The following is a 19,513-nucleotide window of genomic DNA, read 5'->3' as shown; positions in this document are numbered from 1 at the left end:
AACATGGACAAACAATCGAGAAATAGAAAAAAGAAGGAGATAAAGTTCACTTGCTCATACATCGACAAGTATACTTTTGAATTTTTAGGAAATCACCCATTAGAGTTTATTGATAAGATACCATTGGAACGCCAATTTCAATTTAAGTCACTTGTTTTAGAGATTCAAACAGGGAAGAAACAAAAATTAGTTGATTGAGAAGAACATCCAAGGAGTCGGAAGTTGATTTTCATATTTTGCTTTAACTAACATCATAGAGAAGCGGTGAAGAAAATGGATGAAAAAATATCGATTCAAGGTGACGAATACTCAGTTATTCGAGATGATTTAGGCGAAATTGTATCATTGAAGTCGTTCAATAAAGAAACAAAAATATGGGTTGTTATACACTTCAGCAAAGAAGAAAACAATGATATCGAGGTGAAGATCATGTCATCTCTAACTCAAAATTGGTTGGAAAGGGAACATAATATTTCGATTAGTTTAGATGAAGTCAAAAAAATAATCCGTGAAAAGTTAAAGTGAAGCTAACGAGGAGACTCTCAAAATTAAGAACAGCCCCTATTTAATCATAGGAGGCTGTTTCTTTGTCTTCATCTTTTTTTTCAGCTACTATGCCATTCACAACCACACTTACTGTGCTTCGTTTCTTTTCTGCTTTTTCCTTTAACCACTCCAAAAGATCAGGGTCAAAGTAAATTGCCTCTCTGATTTTCTTTTCATCCTTTTTGGGCCTACCTGCCATGAGATCCACACACCTTTCCCATACATAAATTTTAAAGCATTTAAAAATATTTATCAACACTCATATTGACAAAGCATTTTAAAGCATTTAAAATACAAATATAAACCGAAACGGGAGTGATACATATGACTAAGCAATTTGAAATCATGATTCAAGCAGGAAGCCGTTCGAAAGAATCATTTGTTCAGTTCATTGCTGAAATTGAAATTGCTAAAGCATTCCCTTGGGTAATTGGATGGCTGGATAAGTTTTGGACTGATTCCATGTCAAAAGTATTCTTCACACAGTTCTGGAACGGATCAATTGATGAGGATATTCTTGATGACATCGAAGCTTGTATGATTGCTTAACTCGTTTGGGCGAGTATAAAGAATCTTTAGGACATGATGTCCTAGAGTTAAAGTCCATTAAGCCCAAAGCGTTCGCGGACGTCACTACGGCGGTCGCGAGGTTGGATTAAATTTATCCAGTAAGAGGTGATATTCATGTCCACAAACATTGATTCAACAATAGATATGATTGTCTCAAGATCGGACGTATGGCTAGTGGATTTTTCTGGAGCGGCTGGCAGTGAACAACAGGGGCTTCGGCCCGCGATTGTCTGTAGCAACCCAATTTGTAATAAATGGTCACCAGTGGTAACAATCGTTCCTTTAACAACAAAATTGAAGAAGAAGCTTCCTACCCAAGTTGAACTCAATGCAGTAGCTCATGGACTTGATGCAGACTCAGTAGCACAAGCCGAGCAAACTAGGGTCATTGATAAGGGAAGATTAATCCTCAAGTTATCTTACATTGATGAGCAGACCATGAAATTAATTGATAAAGCTGTTGCAATTCAAATGGGATTGCAACTTAATGAGGGGGTATATTCATGAGTTTCCTAGTAGTGGGCAGGGGAATATATGGGCAAGAAAAGCTCATTGATTTACTTTACTCACTTGGATATGCCGATCCAGCAAACATCATTAGACAAGCGGAAAAAGGAAGGGCAATCTGTGGGAATCTCCGCATACTCGCTATGCGTGGACTAATAAATGCTTAACAAATTAAATTGAAAAGGATTGATACTCTTGATCGTTGCGAAATATGCTGAAGTGAATCCAGTCTATATTAGTTATATCATGGTTTCTGAATCCATTGGCTCAATTAATACTAAAATGAAACGATTAATAGCTGAAGCGTGTCGCCGTGATACTCGATTAGAACGCAGACTGGAGATTAGAAGACAACTAACACTGTTGAGAAGGGCAAAGAGGAAACTGAATATTACATACGCCTGACGAGTCCTAAGCGGAATGGGACGAAACCTAGCCCATGATTGGGCAATGGTCGCGGATATCCGCCTCACGGCGTCATGCATGGCGACCGTTTCACATAGATTAGTTCGTTGAAAATTGTATTGTCTAAAGGTGCGTCAAAATTTGATTCTCCCTACATCTGATGGAGAAGTCGAAGCTGGATTCTAAAACTTCAAATTTGACGTTTCAGGTCAGAACAAATTGATCGCTTCTTTAAAGAAGAAGAAAAATTTTTTGATAATATTTTTTGAATTTGATTCGCGTCCGTCAGTTTAACGGAGTGCTTAATACCATAATTCATCACAAATTTCAATACCAAATTTGATACAAAATTACGGCGAGTTTTTTATGTTTTCGTATTCTAAACAATATGCTATGCTCTTATTATCATCTAGAAGAGACATCAGGGGACTACATCATGATAACGGTAATTGGTTGGCTACTAGAGCAATACGGAGAAAATGTGATAATTGTTGACGCAGCTTTACTGGTAGTTTCGTTGGTGATTAAGGACATTTATCTCTATGACGAGGAGAAAGAAAAAGAAGAGTAAGGGAGGAGAAAAATAAAAGAGAATTATAAAAAAAATCTTTAGCAAAAACTATTGATTTCTATCCCTATCAATATGTTATATTTATCTCACCAAATCGAAGGAGGGAAACACAAATATGACATTAACATAACTGTCATGTCCAAAATAGTATTCATATACTCGCTCTTTGAAAACATTATACTTCAAAATATCTAGATACCATAGAATGCACCTTCTATAGTAACCAATGTCTTATTGATAATATAGCACATTTACTTTTCTAAAGGCAACAACTTTTACGATGAATTTCATATTTTATTTGATTGATTGATCCTTGAAAACTGAAACACGGTAAGTTTTGTTTGGTTGATGTTGTATTACATAAATTATGAAGATATCCAAATAAAGGAGACATAAAAAATGGATCGAAAAATAGCGCATAATCTTATGACTGCCAATAGTCCAATGGGAAGGGCGTACAGAAATTACTTGTTGGACGGTTTGTCAGATGAGCAAATTATGAAGATTCTAAAAGAAGCACCCAATCATCCAGTTAAGCCAGAGAAAAGGAAAAGCAATGTGAAGAAGAAAGTAGTTAAAGTAAAACAAACATAAGAAAGGTTAGTGAGGAAACCACATGAAATTAAATAAAACTCAAAAGCAAGTTTTAAAAGTTTTGTATGAATTTAAAACTGAATGGCTGAGTCCAGACGAAATCAAAAGTAAAAGTAAGGAATTCATCAGCTTACCTAATATTTCAAGTGCATTGAATAAATTTGCAAATGATGATCTAGTGTATCAACCAATAATCGAAAATGGTACTTACAAGTTTCAAATTAGTCCTGAAGGCGAAAGTGAATATTTAAATCAAATTTAATATAACGCGAGAACTAACTAATTACTAAGAGCAGTCGATCCAGGGCTGCTCTTCAATTCATATCAAGGAGATAGAAGTAACATATGCAAATTACACGCGATTATTTTTATTGTTATGACATTAATCTCAGGAATTATCTAATCACAAGGAAGTCGATCCGCTACATATGTTACGGTTTACACCCAAGCACACTGAATCCGTTCTGGCAATTCCTTCAGACACCAGAGTTAGAACAGGGGATTACAGAGTATAAATTGAAGGTCACAGAATGTATGAAAAACATACATTAGAAAATTAGTGGTCAAAAAATGTATGAAAAAATACAAGTATCGATCACAGAATGTATGAAAAAATACAAGTTGTGGTCATATAATGTATGAAAATCATACATAAATTGGGGTACTATAACAATAAGACCTAATAACATTAAAACCTACTAACATTAAGAGGAGGCGCGTTGGTTAGTTAGTCGCTTACGCTTAGTTAAGGCCAAAAGAAAAAAGACAAATGATCATCTTCAACTATCATTATATATATTTTCTATTCAAATTTAAACTTGTAAACAAAGGGGAAATGTAATTTAAATGTCTAATCCTTATATTCGTTTATACAATGTATTTACCGATGATTCTGAGTACAAATTATCCTCTAGGCAACTTTATTTCTATGCTCTGTTAGATACATTAAAATCTGTGTTTTTGGGATATACTCAAACAACTCTTACTATTGTTTGTCAAAATCAGATTGTGTTCACGGACAAAAATGAGAGTAGGAAAATTGATGAATGTAGAAGTGTTGTCCTCTCTCTAGTTGAAAAGAATGTCATTGAACTTGAATCGGAACCTAATATTAAAGCTAACACACCAATTAAAATTAGATTCCCTGTTTTTAAAGGGGGATTTGAAGATATACATACAGATATTTGGGAAAAAGTATCCTCACCAGATGAACTAATGGTTTTTACTATGTTAAAGCGAATCCCTGGTTTTGAGAAGGCTAAGGATAAATGGAGTAAGATATTAGGTTACGCCAGCAAGAATACAGGCGATGAGATTGTAACACGAATGGAAACAGATGATAAAATTTATTCTGTTGAAGGTAAAATTTATACAGATGCACAGGGAAGGACTAAGCAACTTCCTACGAAGTGGTACATAGGTAAGAAACCAGAAAGTAAGGTTAAAACAGATGATGATATTATCTTCGATGAGATTGTTTCTGAAGATAATTCGGATATTGAGTGGGGACATTGGAAAAAGGGTGACTTAACATTAAATGATTACATTCTTTATGTTAATCAAGAAAATAATGAAGAGTTTATAAAAGTCGCTAAAGCCAAAATCAATCGGATATCAAAAAATGGAACAAATGAAAAAGTAGTGTTTACCATTGAACAACAAATTGAAGAAGCTCGGAAAATAATATTAAACAAAAAAAGAAAAGAAGATGAAATAGAGCAAGAGAAAAATCGAGTTGAAACAATTGCTAATAGCAAAGGAAAATTGTTGTTCAAAGATAAGAAGCGTAACCTGGTCGCTGTAGATATTGCTATTATCAGGGGCATGAACGTAATGGAATTGTATCAAAATTATTCTAGCTTAGAATTTGAGACAGAGTATGAAGGAGAAACTAGAGGTTATGATTTATTTGATGATCACAGTTTCTTCGCGCATTGTTACCCAGAAACAAAGGAAAAAGTATTCCGTAAATTGATTGAAATGTTTGAACAAACTGGCAAAATCGGTATCTATGAGTTGGAAAAATATAGAATAGAAATTGTTAAAGAAAATAATGCAGGATTACCACATGATGTTGAGCATGAAGGAGACTCATTTGATATCTATGGCCCTAATCATGCTGATAATAGAAGTCTTAGAGAACGAATCAGGAAACATAAAGTTGCCACTGTAGATCCAGAATCTTTGTTCGATTAATTTCAGACATAAGGTTATGTTCAGGGACAAGGAACTCAGTAATTCTGGATACCAAATTAGGACATTTATCAGCATGGAGAGTAGCGAAAATGAAAAAATTAAGACAGTTTAGAAAAGTCATAGAACCTATATAAACATTGACTTTCTTGATTCATCATTTTCTAAACAATTTCATTTTTATCGCCATAACTTCTGTTATTGAGTCAATTTTTCTTATAAATAAAGAGTTTTTTAACTGTATTCTCTAAAGTTGCTTAATGGTATTTTAGGGAGCTGCTTGAAAACATATTTTCTTATTATGAATAACAGTAGTAATAAGTCATATTATTTAGTCGTTTTATTTTGTCAAAAAAATTTAGTCAAAGAATATTTTGCTTATTATGAATAACAGTAGTAATATATCATGTTTTATTATCAAGAAATATTATCATATTTTATTATCATAACTGAGATTTAAGAAACGTAGTAAACGTGAGAAAATGAAAGATGTGTTTAAAATGTCTACTTTTAGAAAAAACTTGTATCCCTTATGGTATAACGACTTATTGGTGTTTGATATGATTTTTCGAAAAAACAAAACATAGTGAAAATGGCTTAATATGGTCTGATATGGATGTATTTGCCTGTTTTTCATCGAAAATGCTTAATATTATTTGAGGGAAGAAAAGGATTGTATCATTTTCGCCACACTTTTTTAATACATAATCGGAAGAACCTATATATTTATTGACTTATTTAGTGCCCATCAAGGTTTTCATATAGTAAGGTTGTATAGCAATGCATAAATTATGGGAGTAATATAATTTTGAGAAATGTTTGAAATAGAAACCACCGACAAGATGTCTAAAAATCCTATATAAATATTGATTTATTTACATGTGTGAAAATAGTCTAATATGATATATAAAATATGCTTAATGGCATTTTAGGGAGACTCATCAACTTTGTTGGTGGGTCTTTTTTGCGTTGTCTTGACAGGGAATTGCATGGGGTGAGATGCCCAGGCACCAGTGAGGAAGTAGATGGGGTGGAACGCTCGTCATAAGAAAAAGGTGTTATAGAAATAATGAAAAATGTACAAGTATTCAAGAACGATGTGTTTGAGGTAGCAGTTAGAGAAAATGGCCTTATTGTGGAATTTGAAGCAGAAGCTTCAGCGAAATCTTTAGGATTTATCCAAGAGAAAAACAGTAAGGTATATGTCAGATGGGAACGTGTGAATGATTATTTGAGCGAGTTTGGGCTTCCCCATACCGTGGGGAAAGGTGATTTCATCCCAGAATCATACGTTTATATGCTTGCAATGAAGGGTGAGAATGACTTAGCTGTTTCATTCCAGAAATTCATTGCATTTGATGTGCTGCCGGCTATCAGAAAGAACAAAGTGTATATTGATCCTTCAGCTACTGACCAAGAAATTGATAATGCTGTTCGGTTTGCAACTCCACAAAAGAGACGTGTTGCTTTAATGGAAGCGACAATTGATGGTAAATCAAGTATCTTCAACGTGTATGATGATATTAAGCAGTATATTAAGCGTTGGACAGCAGATGAGAAAATCAAGGCAATGGAACATGTAGAGAGAGTATTGCTAGACAAGAAGGATACATATCAGAATGACATTAGCTTTGCACATAAGGTTGAAGAACTAAGGAGAATTGTTGCTACGGACTTAGATAAGGTTAAAAATTGGAAAAATGGAACAATAAAACGAAAACTAAATAAGCAAATTGAAGAGTTATCTGACAAAGTGGATGAACTACGTCCTCCGAGTATCGATGATTATTATGAGGTTAATTATCCTGGCTTCAGTCATAATTATATGTATGAGCATAATGATCGAATTAATAAATGGGTTAAGACAAAGGCATTTAAGAATTGGATTAACAACTTTCCATATGATGAACTGCCTTACGATACAGGTATCGATTGGGATAAACCGATTAAAATGTACTTAGCGTTTACACATAAGAAATCTATGGATGTACATAATCTTGAAAAAGCAATTATTGATCTATTGTTTAAGCATTATGGATATGATGACAATCTAATTACGGCAATTGATAACCAATCTGTAGGAATTGTTAGTGAACATAAAGATGGTAAGACTTACTTCATGTTAAGAAATGTATGAGTCGTTGAAGTTTAATCCTTCTATAGATATACTAAGTCTATGTGATTTATATGGGAAAGGTTTTACATAATCAAGAAAAACTCCTAGAATCAAGGGGTGAATAGTCGATGAATCAGAAAAAAGATAAAATTGATGAGATTAGTAAAGATGCACCTACATTAGAAGAGAGATTAGCGGAAGCGAATAGGAAGATAGATAGTATTAGGGATCAAATTTGGGAACAGGCTGAAAAGAATGTTGAAGAGGATAGGGAAACATGGCTTCAAAAACAAAGAACTGCCGTTAAGCGCCCAACTACTCCAGCCGAATCCCTTAAAGAATCCATGAAACAAATGAAACTTATTCAAGAAGGTAAACTTCCTAAGAAAACATGGTGGGAGTTAAGGAACAAATTGAAAAACGATAAGTGATGAATAGACTGCATCTATTTTAGGCGCAGTTTATTTTGTTAAGGAACTATATGAAAAAAAAGACATTATAAATTTGTGAAACATTGGTTAAAATAAATTAATATATCCATTTTTTTACTCAGTTTTCGTATACAAATTACTCAAAATGTGTCATAATATTATAGAACGGGTGTTCGGTGATTGTTCGTGTTTTGAGGAGGTGAACGAATAATGTTATATTGCAGCAATAGAAAAAGAGCTATCAGTGGATGGTTGAAACAAAATCAGATTCGAGAATTTTATTCTTCTTTAAAATTGCAAAAGTTTCTGTTTTTTTATGAGGCTTTGTCCAAAGTAGAAAATGATACTTCGGAATTTCGAGCACTTAAAGGATATGCCAATGGTCCTGTTTTCAGTGATGTATATGGAGATTACACATACCAGTATGATGAATTTTCAAGTAATGTTGACTCTATATACCAAATGAATCCTGAAACGATTAATGAGGACAGAGCAAAATTCGTTGGTTTTCTAGTGAAAATCTTAAGTGAGAGTGAATTATCAGAAATAACCCACGAATTAAACATTTGGAGTACTAAAGAAGATGATATTAATCGTGGGGTTAAGCAAGTGCCACTTAGAGAAGAAGACTTGAATGAAGACGATTCAGATTTGTTGCGTTCTTTAAGAAATATGTACTCTATAGAGTATATTGATTCTGTTGAGGTTATTCAAATCTCTGGAAAAAGCTTTATCATCAAAAAAACAGATATTCCTAAACTTACTGATGAACAAAAAAGTGTATTTATTACTTTGGCCAATAATCAAGAATTGGAAAATCCAGTATATATTTCAGTTTCTGATGATGGAGTGGTTTTAGTTGATTGAAAAAATGGACGTGATAAGGATGAGAATTCCTTTCCCTGAAATAGATGCAGAACTAGCTCAAAAACCACACATGTATGTATGCATCGAAAACGGAAACAATAAAGAATTTTTAAAGTGTCAGACCTCTAAACCAAAGCATAAACTTAAGAAAAACCCACCTTTTAGGTATGTGGAAGAAATTCCAGATCAATCACGTAATCCATTTATTAATCCTACATTAATTGATTGTGATAAGTCTTTTTACGTTGAGAATGTCAGAGTTAGTTTAGATTTATTGACATCTCCGAGAAATGTCTGCACTGATGTTTTTACTGATGTATTAGCAGAAATACAACATTCCGATTTCACGAAAAATCAATTGGACTCATCATTACTTTCGAGCTTAAATTGGAAAATAAAACAGGTTAATACTAATTAAACAAAAAGTCACTCACTTCAGAGTGGCTTTTTTATTTGCCCTAAAATGAGGATTTTATGGGATGTCATCCACCAAATCTAAAGATAAATTTATGTCGAATTCTATTAGAATCTATTGAGATTGATAGGATACAAATGGTATGATTTATCTGTAGTATAATACCTTTAGCTGGAGAAGTAATAATAATTATGAGTCCTATATTTCATCTGCCTAAGATAGTATATCATGCAACACTTCTCCAACATTACGAATCAATAAATGACAAGATTCTAATACATAGAGAAGATGCCAAGTATGATTTAGATTTTGGAAAAGGTTTTTACACGACAAGTAATTATCAACAAGCTGAAGAAAGAGCGCTACTTTTGCAAGAAAGAGAAAGAGATCAAAGAAGTAATGCACTAAAAAGAGAGCACAGAGGTATCATTATTTCATTTGAAGTAAATACTGAATTATTGTATACTGTAGAGGAACAGCAAAGAAAATTTTTCCTTGAACGTAGTGAAGAGTGGGCAAGGTATATAGTCTATAACCGTGTTCAAAGAAAAGAAAACCATCCACATAATTATAAATGGACATATGGCTCATTAGCAGATGGTAACTCGATTGGTTTCCTTTGTAAAAAATTTATTCGTAACGAAATCAATGTGAGTCAATTAATACATGGCTACATGGATGAAGACGAACAAATTAAAGGCATCTCGCCTATTTCTGAAGATTATGACCAATTATCTTTTCATGAAGATGAAGATTTGGTTAATGCTGCATTGAAATTACATAAGTTTGACATACTACAACAGCAAAATATATCAGCACAAAAGAGGTGGTAATCATGATGAATAAGTTGGGTAAAGCAGATAAATGGTTAATTGATGAAATTGCAAATGAATTAAAAGAGAATTTTGGTATCAAGAAAAGTGAAGCAGAAAAAATGGTTAAAAAGTCTAATTTTATGACTCTACTGCAAACTATGCCCGAACAAGTTCATCATGATTCCCCTAGATCGTGGGCAAATATAATTTCAAAACAGATGAAACATAAGCAACTGGCATATTGATGCTTCAAATTGAATCTATTCAAATTAGTCACCCAGCATAAGGGTGGCTTTTTTGATTTAGGTAAAAGGAAAGAACCTTCACCATGTTTTATTAAGAATTCTTCATATTATTGGAAAGGAAACAATAGTATTGTAGAATGTTGGTAGACTATGGAAGGGAGGTTGGGATAATCATGTCTGATTGGAAAGACGAAATAAAGTCAAGAATTAACACGTTTGCTGAAAGAAGATCCATAATCACAGAAACATTATCTATTCTGATTAATGAATTAAGAAGCGCACCATATGCCATAAAAGGTAAAGTTGAAACGGTTGATGAACAGAATCTTATTTGGAGAGTAACAATTGATAATAAGAGTGAAATCATTTCATTTGTTGAAATGGCTGAGATGATACCAAACGGCTTTATTCCACATGATCATGAACAATTGACCAAGAATTTAACAGAAATAATTTTAAATAAATTTAAGTGGTAAGATATCTGATATCAGGCACCCATTGTGGTGTCTTTTTCATTTGCAAAGTTATTGTTTTAAAATCTAACTTTATCTAGAGCTAATGCTTTTTCTTCAAATGTCATTTTTGTGTAACGACGAGTTGTATTGAGATCCAAATGACCTAAATAATCGGCAACTAGTGTAATTTCTTTACCTTGCTTCAGATTTAGAGTTGCGAACGTATGTCGAAGTAAATGAGGATGTATTCCGTATCCCGATAATAACTTTTGAACATTTCTAACTCCCATACGTTTCGTTTCGCCTTTTTCGGTTACAAATAAGGCTTCACAATCATCTGTGCGTGTATCTAGGTATTCTTTTACTTTATAACGAGCTTCTTTTTTAAATGGTATCTTACGTTCTTTATTACCTTTTCCTTTTTTAATATGGATATAAGAGGTTTCACTTCGACTTGTTATAGAAACATCTTTAATATCAAGATTTACCAGTTCAGAAACACGAATACCAGATAAAAGTAAAAGATAAACCATTGCAATATTGCGTTTATTTCCATCTTTTATAACCTCATCAATTAATGCATCAAGTTCATCTTCATTTAAGGATTTCGGAGCTGTATTAAGAATAGATTCTTTTTCAATTACTTGCAATCCGCTAACTGCTGGCTTTTGTTTACTGAAAATTGCAAATGATGTGATCGCTGCTAATTCTCTAGCAATACTTGATGCTGATTTAGGTTTATCTTTTTCATTTTGAGGGTTTTCTAGATTGTTCACATACTTTTGTACTGTTCTAGGTGTGAGTTTGTCAATGTCTTTACCTTGTTCAATAAGCCACTTTTCAAAACGGATTAATGAGTAACGATAAGCTGATTTAGTGGATTCGGATTTATTGAGTTGTGCTATGAAAGTTTCAATGAGATTCATGGTTATTACCTCCAATTTGTAATTTATATGCGAATTAATTACACGAACTATCTATAAGTAAAATATACCATGGATGGATATGGAAAGTCAACTGAAGTCATTATATAATATTCTTAAATGCTTTTTTACAGGGAGATTATATAATGGATGATGACTTGGTAAAGACTATAAGAGAGATACAGGAATCGATGCTGAATCCAACTCAACAAGTTATTGAATATATGAGAGAAAGTTTAAGAAATACGAAAGAAATAGCAGAAATGACAAGAAAGTTAAGAAGCGGGATCGATCAAGCTGTTTTAAAATTTTCTGAATCATTAAAATTAGCGTATAAACATTTAAAAATAATAGAGAATAAAACTGAAGCTCTTAAATTGATATTAGTTGATTGTGGTTATCCGCCAAGTGATAAGTTTTTCACTTTCGAGATTTCTGAGATAATCGATTATTATGATGAACACGGTAAAGAAAAAACAGAACAATATTTGCATGAGTACTTATTTCAGAGGTTTGATCAAGAAGAACTAAATGGTTTATTAAGTGAGTGGGAAAGTTTTGAGTTATTAAGCAAAAGAATGCTAATCTTAAGGCAATCGATAAATGCTCATGTTAATGGAAATTATTTTATTGCAATACCGCCATTATTGGCCCAATTAGAAGGAATGGTTGCAGACGGATTTCAACATATCGGACGTATGGATGGTTACAAAATGAAAGGCTACTTGTCAGATTTATTATCTGAGGATCATATAATGTCCTTCGATTCTGTGGCTTTGGGGTTCTATAAAACAATAGTACTTGTAAATTTCGAACATGGGAAACCGTTGGAATCATATTTAAGTCGTAATGCAATTCTTCATGGTGCAGATACAGAATATGGCACACCAGTTAATTCATTAAAAAGTATTTTACTCTTTGACTATATTCAAAGTAGGATATGGAGACAAAAACAATAAAGTATTAGGTAGTCACCTTTTGAGGTGGCTTTTTTCTATTTCATTAAAAAATAATAGGAGATTGATATTGATGGCAAAATATGAAATTGCGGATCATGTAAAACAAAATATTCTGGTGTTTATTAATTGAGCTGATTTAAAAGGTAGTGAAGCTGAGTTTATTCTGGAGATTAAGGCAGTATTGAATAATCCGATTGTTGAAGAAGAGAAGAAGTAATATGGAAGATAGAGAATATATCATTCCATTAAGTGAAAAATTTAGTTTGCATCTATATGCCGATACTCTCTTTAAATCATATAGCGATGTTTCAAAAAAAATGCTAAGGTTACTTCGGAATGAAGCTACAATAGATGAGATTAAAGATGAATATTTGCAGGTTTATTATAAGAATTGTAAAGAACAAAATAGGGAACCAGATGCTAAAATGGTCAAGATAATTATGAATGGTTTTATTATTGAAGAAGGCGAAGATGTTTAATATATCGTTCTATAATTGATATGGAATGATATAAAATTGATATCAAAAATGGAACATATAATGAAGGAAAAATTTTAGTGTGGTAAAGTGATGTGCTTAAAGTTGCCGATAAAGTTACGTTTTCTAGAGGTGCACGTATTAATAAGAAAACTTTTCAAAATCGGCTTTTGCTTCATCACTTTACCATTATACAGTGTAATGCTTTAATTCGATAAAGTGGAATGGTTAAAAGTGGTATAAAAGGGGTGAATTTATGAAGAAACTCAGCAAATTGAAGTCAGAACAGCAGAAGGCAATAAAATTACTCACAGCTCTGGACTTAAAATTAAATGATGGTGAGTCTAAAAAGATGACGTATGATACCATTGCAAAAGAGTGTGGGGTATCTCAGCGAACATTATTCAATTGGAGAACCAATGATCCAGATTTTATTGAAGCAAGGGACGAGTTTACCGAATCTGTAGCTGATGAACATTTAGCCAAGATATATAATTCAATCATTGAACAAGCAGTTAAGAAACAGAACATGAAGGCAGCGGAACTCTTTTTGAAAAGTCGCGGCAAATTGAAAGACAACACTCATATCACGGCTGATGTGAACACAAACATTAATGAATCAAACAAGACAACAGATGATTTGAAGAGAGAGTTAGATGAGTTAAGGAACAGTGTGTTGAAGTCAGAATAAAAAAGCCGTGGGGGTATTAGAATTACACGAACCATTTTCTAGCCCTAAGTACTATATTTTTGGCGGTAAAATGGCCCCAAAAGTGTTGTTTTAGTTCGTGTAATACAATTTACACGAACCATTTACACGAATCAGGGTGCCATGGGGTATGCCACTCCGTTGCAAGAAATGGGGTCATTGCTGTGCAGCCCCCAACGGATTTCATACTTATAATTTTATCATTTTTTAAACTCTCAAGGGATGGTCACTAGGCCACTCCCTTTTTTTTATTGTCAATTTTCCCTATTCATTATTCCTAACAAAATTTTTCTGAGAAATTTTTCAACTTTCATAAGGAGGTTTATATGTCAGCACAACAAGTAGATCAATATGGTCAATTAATATACTCTATGCAACAATCGGGCAGCACCTTATCATCTGTTGTAACACTCCAAAATGCGGCAAATGCATTAGGAAATGGGAATCCGTTGAATACTAGTGGTTATGGAGTGGCGGAATTGGCTGTATCTGGCACATTTGTCGGAACAATCATATTTGAAGGTCAAGGACCGGACGGAAACTGGTATGCGGTTAATGCTTTTCAAAGGGGCACAAATAGTGCAAGTCCTACTGCATCGGCAACGGGTCTATATGAGGTTAATGCTCGGGGGTTGACTTCTGTACGAGCGCGTATTTCATCATATACAAGCGGATCGATTACGGTTATTGGTGTTGCTCAAGCATATTCAATGGGCAATGAAACAAATCCAAGTGGTGGTGGTGGGGGTTCCACAACGCAATCAAGCCCCGGTTATATGAGATTGGAAGATGGTGCAACACAGCAGTTAGCCACTATTTCTGCATTTCACAATACAGATAACCAATCATTTGGCGGTACGACTTATGGTCTGATGACAGGTGGCGTAGCTCAGTTATTGAATACGACTGGCAACTTAGACCGTCAGCGAGAAACTGGAATTGACGGTATTCCTGCTCTTGGTATTGCAACAGGAACACAACAACTTGCAAGTTCTTTTTCAACCACTTCTACCACTTCCGTTACGGCAGGACAAACAGTTTCCGTTACACCCGCCGCTATGAGCGGAACGGTTCAAGGAAGTGCTTGGTCTATTCAAGTTGGTTCCGTATTGGTTGTAGATACAGGTGCAAGTAAGGAAACCGTTGTTGTTACTGCTGTCACATCTAACACATTCACCGCGAAATTTAATAATGCTCATAGTGGGACATGGACAATTTCCGGGTTTGTTTACAACCAAGCTAAAGATGCTACTGTGACCGATGGTACAACTGGTACAGGATTACAAGCAAGCCCTGCTATGTTGTTTAATGCTCAACTTAATAGTGGAGCAGGTGGATGGGAGAAAGAACGCTCCGCATCCGGGGAACTTGATGGAGCAAGTGGTACAGGAACAGCAGTAGCAGCCGAATATCAGTTTAACGGTGTAAACTATGATCGCTCTCGTAACATTCAAGGCAAGGGTGTTGCCTCAGGTACTATATCTTCTGGCGGCGGCGTTGGTTCTACTTCCATTACCTTTAGCGCTGCTCCTACGGGATTACAGCCGGGTTCCATATTAGTCCTTACAGGCGGTACAACAGAAGTTGTTTATACCTCTCAAAGCTATGTTGCAGGGACAAATCCAGTAACAATTCAAACTGCAATTGCCAACAGCGGGCATACAGGCGCACAGTGGGATGTATATGCAGTCAATGGCCCTGGTACTTCTGGATTTTATCCTAATGGTATCGGCATTGCGGAAGAAGCTGTATACGACCCATCAACAGGGTTATACTTCCTTGAACGTGCTGCTACTGCTGACGGTGTATCAGCGTCAAACATTGTTATGATGGCTCCTTCCTTGTGGAATGGCGGAAGTATGGACCGTTGGAAAGGTACGAACGGAGCCGCAAATGTTCTTACATCTACTGTTCCAACCATATACCACACTACTGTATCATATAGTTCTTTAACTGCGGCGACTACGAGCTATTCGTTTTACTTCAAAAGTGTTTTGAACTACACCGCAAGAAACCGGTCTATTACTATCGTAAACAACACGAACCAGAACTCAGGTGCTGTCAAGGTCTATACTTATGATGACGCGGGTACAGCCGTTAACTATCAAGATACAAGTGCAAACTTAGCCGTTCAAATGACAGCAGGAATTTGGACTGGCGGATACCTCTGTACGCTTAAAGACGGTCAAGGTGCTGGGGGTATCGCAAACTGCCTGTATTTGAATATTACAACAGGTAGTACAGCCCCTACGTCCGGGCAGTTCGATATTTATGTCAGGGAGGTGCTTGTATAATGGCCGTTATCATTGTTCCGGCAACGACAACCGATCAATGGTTGACTAATGGCGTTGTGAATACAGTTGTAACTTGGTTCAATACAAATAGTGGAAAAAGCATTTCTGACTGCGTTACAGCAAACCCCACGCTTTCATACCAACAAGTTGCGTGGGCACTTGCTTACTATGCAAATGGGAGAAAAACCCCATTTACCGCATTACCTACACAAGATTCCGAACTTACAATAGCCATTACATTGAATCAGTTATGGTAGAAACGAAATATCCAACATTACCTCCATTGTTGAAGGTTTATTATCTTTTATGATGGAGGTGAATTTAAAGGTGGTTTTATGAATGACACTGAACGTATAGAGAAAATCAATCTCTATACTGAAAAAGTAAACATATACGAAGCACTTTTCAATCAAGGTAATCTTGATGAATCATCGATGCATAAATACATATCATCCCTAAAGGAATTGGAGCGTCTAAAGCAAATCGAATCTTATCGTTATGATATTATGGCTTTTGCCAAGCGATATTTTAACAATAATCGATTACTTTGGCCTAAAACACCATCACCAGAGTTTCATTATGATATGGCTAAAATGATTTGTAATGCTGTAAACGACAAGGATCATAATTCCTTCCTAGGGTTTATAGCACCTCGCAGCCATGCTAAGACGATATTAGGGACGACAATAACGGCACTATATATCATCTGTTTTCAGATCCATCCATATCTTGTAATTATCAACAATAAACAAGAAGGAGCAAAGCAAGTATTAACTAACATCAAGTTTGAACTTGAGAATAACGACGAGCTAATACGTGATTTTGGAGACATGTATAATAGACGCAAATGGTCTGAAAGTGAAATCATCACAGCAAATAACATCCTTGTTGAAGCTGTAGGTTCTGGTGATGCAATTCGTGGTAAGAACCATCTAGGAAATCGTCCATGGGTATTAATTGATGATCTTGAAAAAGACCCTGATGTATACAGTCCAACTTATCGTGATAAAATGCATAACTGGTTTAATAGTACCATCGTTCCATTAGGCTCACCAACTCAAGGTGGCACAAAAATCATTTGGGTTGGTACGATTCTTCATAATGATGCTGTTTTGAACAGGATTATAAAGAATGATACTCGGTTCAAGACAAAAAGGTATTCAGCTATTACAAGTTGGCCTGAAAGAATGGATTTATGGGAGCAATGGGGACTAATACTAAATAAGCGTGATTGGGATGAAGCAGAAAACGAAGATCATGCTAAAGAGATTGCGAACCTAAAGGCCAGAGAATTTTATGATAGTAATATGATTGATATGGAAGAAGGGGCAGAAGTCCTTTGGAAAGAAAGAATTTCACTTTATGACTTGATGGTAATTCGTCAAGCTAATAGAAAATCTTTCTTAACTGAGTACATTGGTGATCCAAAAGATGATACCACAGTATTGTTTAGAGATTTTACTTACTATGAATTATCGGATATCAATATGGATGACCTTGATATCTATGGTGCAGTTGACCCATCGCTAGGTAAGAATGATAAGTCTGACTTGTCTGCAATTGTAACTGTAGGAAAGCATAAGAAAACAGGAATCATGTATGTGCTTGAGGTTGATGCAAAGCGTAGAACGCCAGAAAAGATTATCGATGCGTGTATTGAAAAAGCCAGGATATACAATTATCGAAGTTTTGTTGTTGAAACCGTTCAATTCCAATTCTTGTTTATGACGGATTTAGCAAAGGCTGCTCTTAGTCGTGGTGTTTACTTACCTATAAAAGAGATTCCGAAGCCTAATGGTGATAAATGGCTCAGAATTTCATCGCTTGAACCATTCGTATCGAATGGTTTTTTGCGTTTCCAAAAAAATCAACATGAATTAATCGCTGAACTTGAAGATGTGGGAACAGATCGTTCATTACCTCGAAAAGATGATAGGTCAGATGCTTTGGAAATGGTTGTTTCACAGATAGCTAAGTCGAAACGACGAGGGGTTGCATTAGGTTCGCTTTAAGGAGGTGAATAGTCATAGGATACATAAGCAATTTATTGAGTGCTGCTTTAGGCCGAAAGCCAGAATTGCAAGCCGCTAATCAAGAACCGGCTCAAAGGTCTAATCCATTTCCTTTTTTCTTCGGAATGGTTGGAGGAGTAAATAGACCGCAACCTAACTTTACGATTGATAACAATAAACTTCGTTCTTTTAGCGAATCACCTATTCCAAGAAGAGCGATTGATTACATTAAAAATCAAGTTTCAATGTTAGATTGGGATATTGTAGCTAAAAATAATAAGTCATTGAACGCACGACAGAAAAAGGATATCGAACGAATCAAAAGAATCCTTGAGTCACCTAACCATGATGATTCTTGGCGTTCATTTATTGAGCAAATTGTAGAAGATATGCTTGTTATAGGTCATACAAACATCGAAAAGAGAGAATGGAAAGGTAATACAGATCAACCTTTTGTACTTTACCCATTCGATGCTGCAAGCCTTCAAATCTATACAAACTGGAATGGTTCGAGAACTAATCCTAGATACGCACAGATTAATTTTAATGATAAGTCACAAGTGGATTTTCGAGACGATCAGCTTATTTTCATTAGGCATAATCCACGCACAAATTCGCCTTGGGGATTGTCTCCATTAAAAGTTGCAGCAGATACAATTAATCATTTGCTGAATGCTCAAGCTTATGCGGGTAAGAAAGCGAGTAATGCGACAACTGATAAAGCGTTGAATCTTGGGGAAGACTTTGATCAACCTCAATTAGATGAATTTATCATGCGTTGGCGAAGTGAGATTGAAGGTAGGGGAGTCCTACCTATATTTGCTTCAAAAGGTGCAACTTCAATTGATTTAGGAGCTTCAAGTGATGAAGCATTGTTTTTGAAGTGGCAAGGTTTCTTAATTAATCAGATTGCAAATGCATTTGGTTTGGATTCTCAAAAGTTTGGCGCTGTTCTTGCTTCACGTGCTACAGGAGATATTTTGGATAATGCTTCTGACGAAGGAGCAATTAGACCACTAGCTCATTCTGTCGCTGCTGCTATCAACAAGAAGATAATTGAGCCTCTAGGTATTAAAGACTTGTTGTTTAAATTCAGATGGACAGCGAACTTGCAAGATGAAAAGTCGCTTTCGGCAATTTTGCAGATTGATGTTCAACAGGACATTATTACCATTGATGAAGCTAGAGAAAGAAAGGGTCTACAACCTTTACCTGACGGAAAAGGAATATATACTCGTGCCGAATACCTCGCCCTTTATGGTAGAAGCAATAATAACAACACCACTTTTCCTGCTGGTTTGTTGCAAGATGAAAATAAGGATGGCATGAATGACGGTTTCGCTAATCCTAAATTACAGATTGAAAAATCAATGAATCAAACAGCAGATCCCTTAAAGGTTGAATAAAGGG

General features: G+C 35.1%; 25 protein-coding genes. 23 read left to right on the top strand and 2 right to left on the bottom strand.

Features of this window, described 5'->3' with window-relative positions; translation table 11 throughout:
* The first annotated feature begins 3 nt into the window (after positions 1–3).
* A complete protein-coding gene (locus tag O9H85_RS08310) occupies positions 4–198 on the top strand; it encodes a hypothetical protein (RefSeq protein WP_269880860.1) in 195 nt (64 codons plus the stop codon).
* A 75-nt stretch (positions 199–273) separates the two neighbouring features.
* On the top strand, positions 274–525 hold the full coding sequence (locus tag O9H85_RS08305) for a hypothetical protein (RefSeq protein ID WP_269880859.1): 252 nt from the start codon (positions 274–276) through the stop codon (positions 523–525).
* Positions 526–565: 40 nt separating this feature from the next.
* On the opposite strand, the gene O9H85_RS08300 is transcribed toward O9H85_RS08305, so the two are convergent.
* Positions 566–745, bottom strand: a complete 180-nt coding sequence (locus O9H85_RS08300) for a hypothetical protein (protein WP_269880858.1) — start codon at positions 743–745, stop codon at positions 566–568.
* A gap of 125 nt (positions 746–870) precedes the next feature.
* On the opposite strand from O9H85_RS08300, the gene O9H85_RS08295 reads away from it, so the two are divergent.
* The 14 genes from O9H85_RS08295 to O9H85_RS08230 all read left to right on the top strand — a co-directional run bounded on the left by O9H85_RS08295 (position 871) and on the right by O9H85_RS08230 (position 10,751).
* Positions 871–1,095, top strand: a complete 225-nt coding sequence (locus O9H85_RS08295) for a hypothetical protein (protein ID WP_269880857.1) — start codon at positions 871–873, stop codon at positions 1,093–1,095.
* Between the two features lie 135 nt (positions 1,096–1,230).
* On the top strand, positions 1,231–1,623 hold the full coding sequence (locus O9H85_RS08290) for a type II toxin-antitoxin system PemK/MazF family toxin (protein WP_269880856.1): 393 nt from the start codon (positions 1,231–1,233) through the stop codon (positions 1,621–1,623).
* Positions 1,620–1,790, top strand: coding sequence for a hypothetical protein (locus tag O9H85_RS08285; protein WP_269880855.1), 171 nt, complete (start codon positions 1,620–1,622; stop codon positions 1,788–1,790). The genes O9H85_RS08290 and O9H85_RS08285 overlap by 4 nt, the downstream gene beginning before the upstream one ends.
* A gap of 674 nt (positions 1,791–2,464) precedes the next feature.
* On the top strand, positions 2,465–2,599 hold the full coding sequence (locus O9H85_RS08280; protein ID WP_269880854.1) for a hypothetical protein: 135 nt from the start codon (positions 2,465–2,467) through the stop codon (positions 2,597–2,599).
* A gap of 399 nt (positions 2,600–2,998) precedes the next feature.
* Positions 2,999–3,193, top strand: coding sequence for a hypothetical protein (locus tag O9H85_RS08275; RefSeq protein ID WP_269880853.1), 195 nt, complete (start codon positions 2,999–3,001; stop codon positions 3,191–3,193).
* A gap of 22 nt (positions 3,194–3,215) precedes the next feature.
* Positions 3,216–3,455: a hypothetical protein gene (locus O9H85_RS08270; protein WP_269880852.1), complete on the top strand. Its 240-nt coding sequence runs from the start codon at positions 3,216–3,218 to the stop codon at positions 3,453–3,455.
* Positions 3,456–4,039: 584 nt separating this feature from the next.
* On the top strand, positions 4,040–5,389 hold the full coding sequence (locus O9H85_RS08265) for a hypothetical protein (RefSeq protein ID WP_269880851.1): 1,350 nt from the start codon (positions 4,040–4,042) through the stop codon (positions 5,387–5,389).
* A gap of 1,066 nt (positions 5,390–6,455) precedes the next feature.
* Positions 6,456–7,523, top strand: a complete 1,068-nt coding sequence (locus O9H85_RS08260; RefSeq protein ID WP_269880850.1) for a BRO-N domain-containing protein — start codon at positions 6,456–6,458, stop codon at positions 7,521–7,523.
* Between the two features lie 107 nt (positions 7,524–7,630).
* Entirely contained in the window at positions 7,631–7,933 is a 303-nt protein-coding gene (locus O9H85_RS08255) for a hypothetical protein (RefSeq protein ID WP_269880849.1), read from the top strand.
* Between the two features lie 210 nt (positions 7,934–8,143).
* Positions 8,144–8,800 carry a hypothetical protein gene (locus O9H85_RS08250; protein WP_269880848.1) on the top strand — a complete coding sequence of 219 codons (657 nt, stop codon included), beginning with the start codon at positions 8,144–8,146 and terminating at the stop codon, positions 8,798–8,800.
* Entirely contained in the window at positions 8,793–9,218 is a 426-nt protein-coding gene (locus tag O9H85_RS08245; RefSeq protein ID WP_269880847.1) for a hypothetical protein, read from the top strand. Before O9H85_RS08250 ends, O9H85_RS08245 begins: the two co-directional genes overlap by 8 nt.
* Positions 9,219–9,406: 188 nt before the next feature.
* Positions 9,407–10,048, top strand: a complete 642-nt coding sequence (locus tag O9H85_RS08240; RefSeq protein WP_269880846.1) for a DUF3990 domain-containing protein — start codon at positions 9,407–9,409, stop codon at positions 10,046–10,048.
* A gap of 2 nt (positions 10,049–10,050) precedes the next feature.
* Positions 10,051–10,275, top strand: coding sequence for a hypothetical protein (locus tag O9H85_RS08235; protein WP_269880845.1), 225 nt, complete (start codon positions 10,051–10,053; stop codon positions 10,273–10,275).
* 173 nt (positions 10,276–10,448) lie between these two features.
* Positions 10,449–10,751: a hypothetical protein gene (locus O9H85_RS08230; protein ID WP_269880844.1), complete on the top strand. Its 303-nt coding sequence runs from the start codon at positions 10,449–10,451 to the stop codon at positions 10,749–10,751.
* A 56-nt stretch (positions 10,752–10,807) separates the two neighbouring features.
* On the opposite strand, the gene O9H85_RS08225 is transcribed toward O9H85_RS08230, so the two are convergent.
* Positions 10,808–11,656: a tyrosine-type recombinase/integrase gene (locus O9H85_RS08225; RefSeq protein WP_269880843.1), complete on the bottom strand. Its 849-nt coding sequence runs from the start codon at positions 11,654–11,656 to the stop codon at positions 10,808–10,810.
* Between the two features lie 143 nt (positions 11,657–11,799).
* On the opposite strand from O9H85_RS08225, the gene O9H85_RS08220 reads away from it, so the two are divergent.
* From O9H85_RS08220 to O9H85_RS08190, 7 genes are all read left to right on the top strand, one after another.
* Positions 11,800–12,612: a hypothetical protein gene (locus O9H85_RS08220; RefSeq protein ID WP_269880842.1), complete on the top strand. Its 813-nt coding sequence runs from the start codon at positions 11,800–11,802 to the stop codon at positions 12,610–12,612.
* Between the two features lie 218 nt (positions 12,613–12,830).
* The gene (locus O9H85_RS08215) at positions 12,831–13,091 is read left to right on the top strand and encodes a hypothetical protein (RefSeq protein ID WP_269880841.1); all 261 of its coding nucleotides are present in this window, start codon (positions 12,831–12,833) and stop codon (positions 13,089–13,091) included.
* A 253-nt stretch (positions 13,092–13,344) separates the two neighbouring features.
* Complete coding sequence (locus O9H85_RS08210) at positions 13,345–13,779, top strand: phBC6A51 family helix-turn-helix protein (protein WP_269880840.1); 435 nt, start codon at positions 13,345–13,347, stop codon at positions 13,777–13,779.
* 344 nt (positions 13,780–14,123) lie between these two features.
* On the top strand, positions 14,124–16,091 hold the full coding sequence (locus tag O9H85_RS08205) for a hypothetical protein (protein WP_269880839.1): 1,968 nt from the start codon (positions 14,124–14,126) through the stop codon (positions 16,089–16,091).
* Entirely contained in the window at positions 16,091–16,348 is a 258-nt protein-coding gene (locus O9H85_RS08200; RefSeq protein ID WP_269880838.1) for a hypothetical protein, read from the top strand. Before O9H85_RS08205 ends, O9H85_RS08200 begins: the two co-directional genes overlap by 1 nt.
* Positions 16,349–16,426: 78 nt before the next feature.
* Complete coding sequence (gene terL / locus O9H85_RS08195) at positions 16,427–18,103, top strand: phage terminase large subunit (protein ID WP_269880837.1); 1,677 nt, start codon at positions 16,427–16,429, stop codon at positions 18,101–18,103.
* 35 nt (positions 18,104–18,138) lie between these two features.
* Positions 18,139–19,509: a phage portal protein gene (locus tag O9H85_RS08190; RefSeq protein WP_269880835.1), complete on the top strand. Its 1,371-nt coding sequence runs from the start codon at positions 18,139–18,141 to the stop codon at positions 19,507–19,509.
* The last annotated feature ends 4 nt before the right edge of the window (positions 19,510–19,513 follow it).

Origin of the sequence: Paenibacillus gyeongsangnamensis, from assembly GCF_027533625.1 — a bacterium.
In the GTDB taxonomy this organism is placed as follows: domain Bacteria; phylum Bacillota; class Bacilli; order Paenibacillales; family NBRC-103111; genus Paenibacillus_G; species Paenibacillus_G gyeongsangnamensis.
The sequence above is the reverse complement of the archived record's forward strand: the minus strand, read 5'-3'. Positions and strand labels throughout refer to the sequence as shown.

Coding starts and splice junctions, on each gene's coding strand:
- O9H85_RS08255 (WP_269880849.1), top strand. CDS start 7,631: ATGAATCAGAAAAAAGATAAAATTGATGAGATTAGTAAAGATGCACCT.
- O9H85_RS08270 (WP_269880852.1), top strand. CDS start 3,216: ATGAAATTAAATAAAACTCAAAAGCAAGTTTTAAAAGTTTTGTATGAA.
- O9H85_RS08290 (WP_269880856.1), top strand. CDS start 1,231: ATGTCCACAAACATTGATTCAACAATAGATATGATTGTCTCAAGATCG.
- O9H85_RS08220 (WP_269880842.1), top strand. CDS start 11,800: ATGGATGATGACTTGGTAAAGACTATAAGAGAGATACAGGAATCGATG.
- O9H85_RS08215 (WP_269880841.1), top strand. CDS start 12,831: ATGGAAGATAGAGAATATATCATTCCATTAAGTGAAAAATTTAGTTTG.
- O9H85_RS08260 (WP_269880850.1), top strand. CDS start 6,456: ATGAAAAATGTACAAGTATTCAAGAACGATGTGTTTGAGGTAGCAGTT.
- O9H85_RS08310 (WP_269880860.1), top strand. CDS start 4: ATGGACAAACAATCGAGAAATAGAAAAAAGAAGGAGATAAAGTTCACT.
- O9H85_RS08240 (WP_269880846.1), top strand. CDS start 9,407: ATGAGTCCTATATTTCATCTGCCTAAGATAGTATATCATGCAACACTT.
- O9H85_RS08285 (WP_269880855.1), top strand. CDS start 1,620: ATGAGTTTCCTAGTAGTGGGCAGGGGAATATATGGGCAAGAAAAGCTC.
- O9H85_RS08275 (WP_269880853.1), top strand. CDS start 2,999: ATGGATCGAAAAATAGCGCATAATCTTATGACTGCCAATAGTCCAATG.
- O9H85_RS08205 (WP_269880839.1), top strand. CDS start 14,124: ATGTCAGCACAACAAGTAGATCAATATGGTCAATTAATATACTCTATG.
- O9H85_RS08250 (WP_269880848.1), top strand. CDS start 8,144: ATGTTATATTGCAGCAATAGAAAAAGAGCTATCAGTGGATGGTTGAAA.
- terL (WP_269880837.1), top strand. CDS start 16,427: ATGAATGACACTGAACGTATAGAGAAAATCAATCTCTATACTGAAAAA.
- O9H85_RS08235 (WP_269880845.1), top strand. CDS start 10,051: ATGATGAATAAGTTGGGTAAAGCAGATAAATGGTTAATTGATGAAATT.
- O9H85_RS08210 (WP_269880840.1), top strand. CDS start 13,345: ATGAAGAAACTCAGCAAATTGAAGTCAGAACAGCAGAAGGCAATAAAA.
- O9H85_RS08200 (WP_269880838.1), top strand. CDS start 16,091: ATGGCCGTTATCATTGTTCCGGCAACGACAACCGATCAATGGTTGACT.
- O9H85_RS08295 (WP_269880857.1), top strand. CDS start 871: ATGACTAAGCAATTTGAAATCATGATTCAAGCAGGAAGCCGTTCGAAA.
- O9H85_RS08305 (WP_269880859.1), top strand. CDS start 274: ATGGATGAAAAAATATCGATTCAAGGTGACGAATACTCAGTTATTCGA.
- O9H85_RS08230 (WP_269880844.1), top strand. CDS start 10,449: ATGTCTGATTGGAAAGACGAAATAAAGTCAAGAATTAACACGTTTGCT.
- O9H85_RS08300 (WP_269880858.1), bottom strand. CDS start 745: ATGGCAGGTAGGCCCAAAAAGGATGAAAAGAAAATCAGAGAGGCAATT.
- O9H85_RS08280 (WP_269880854.1), top strand. CDS start 2,465: ATGATAACGGTAATTGGTTGGCTACTAGAGCAATACGGAGAAAATGTG.
- O9H85_RS08225 (WP_269880843.1), bottom strand. CDS start 11,656: ATGAATCTCATTGAAACTTTCATAGCACAACTCAATAAATCCGAATCC.
- O9H85_RS08265 (WP_269880851.1), top strand. CDS start 4,040: ATGTCTAATCCTTATATTCGTTTATACAATGTATTTACCGATGATTCT.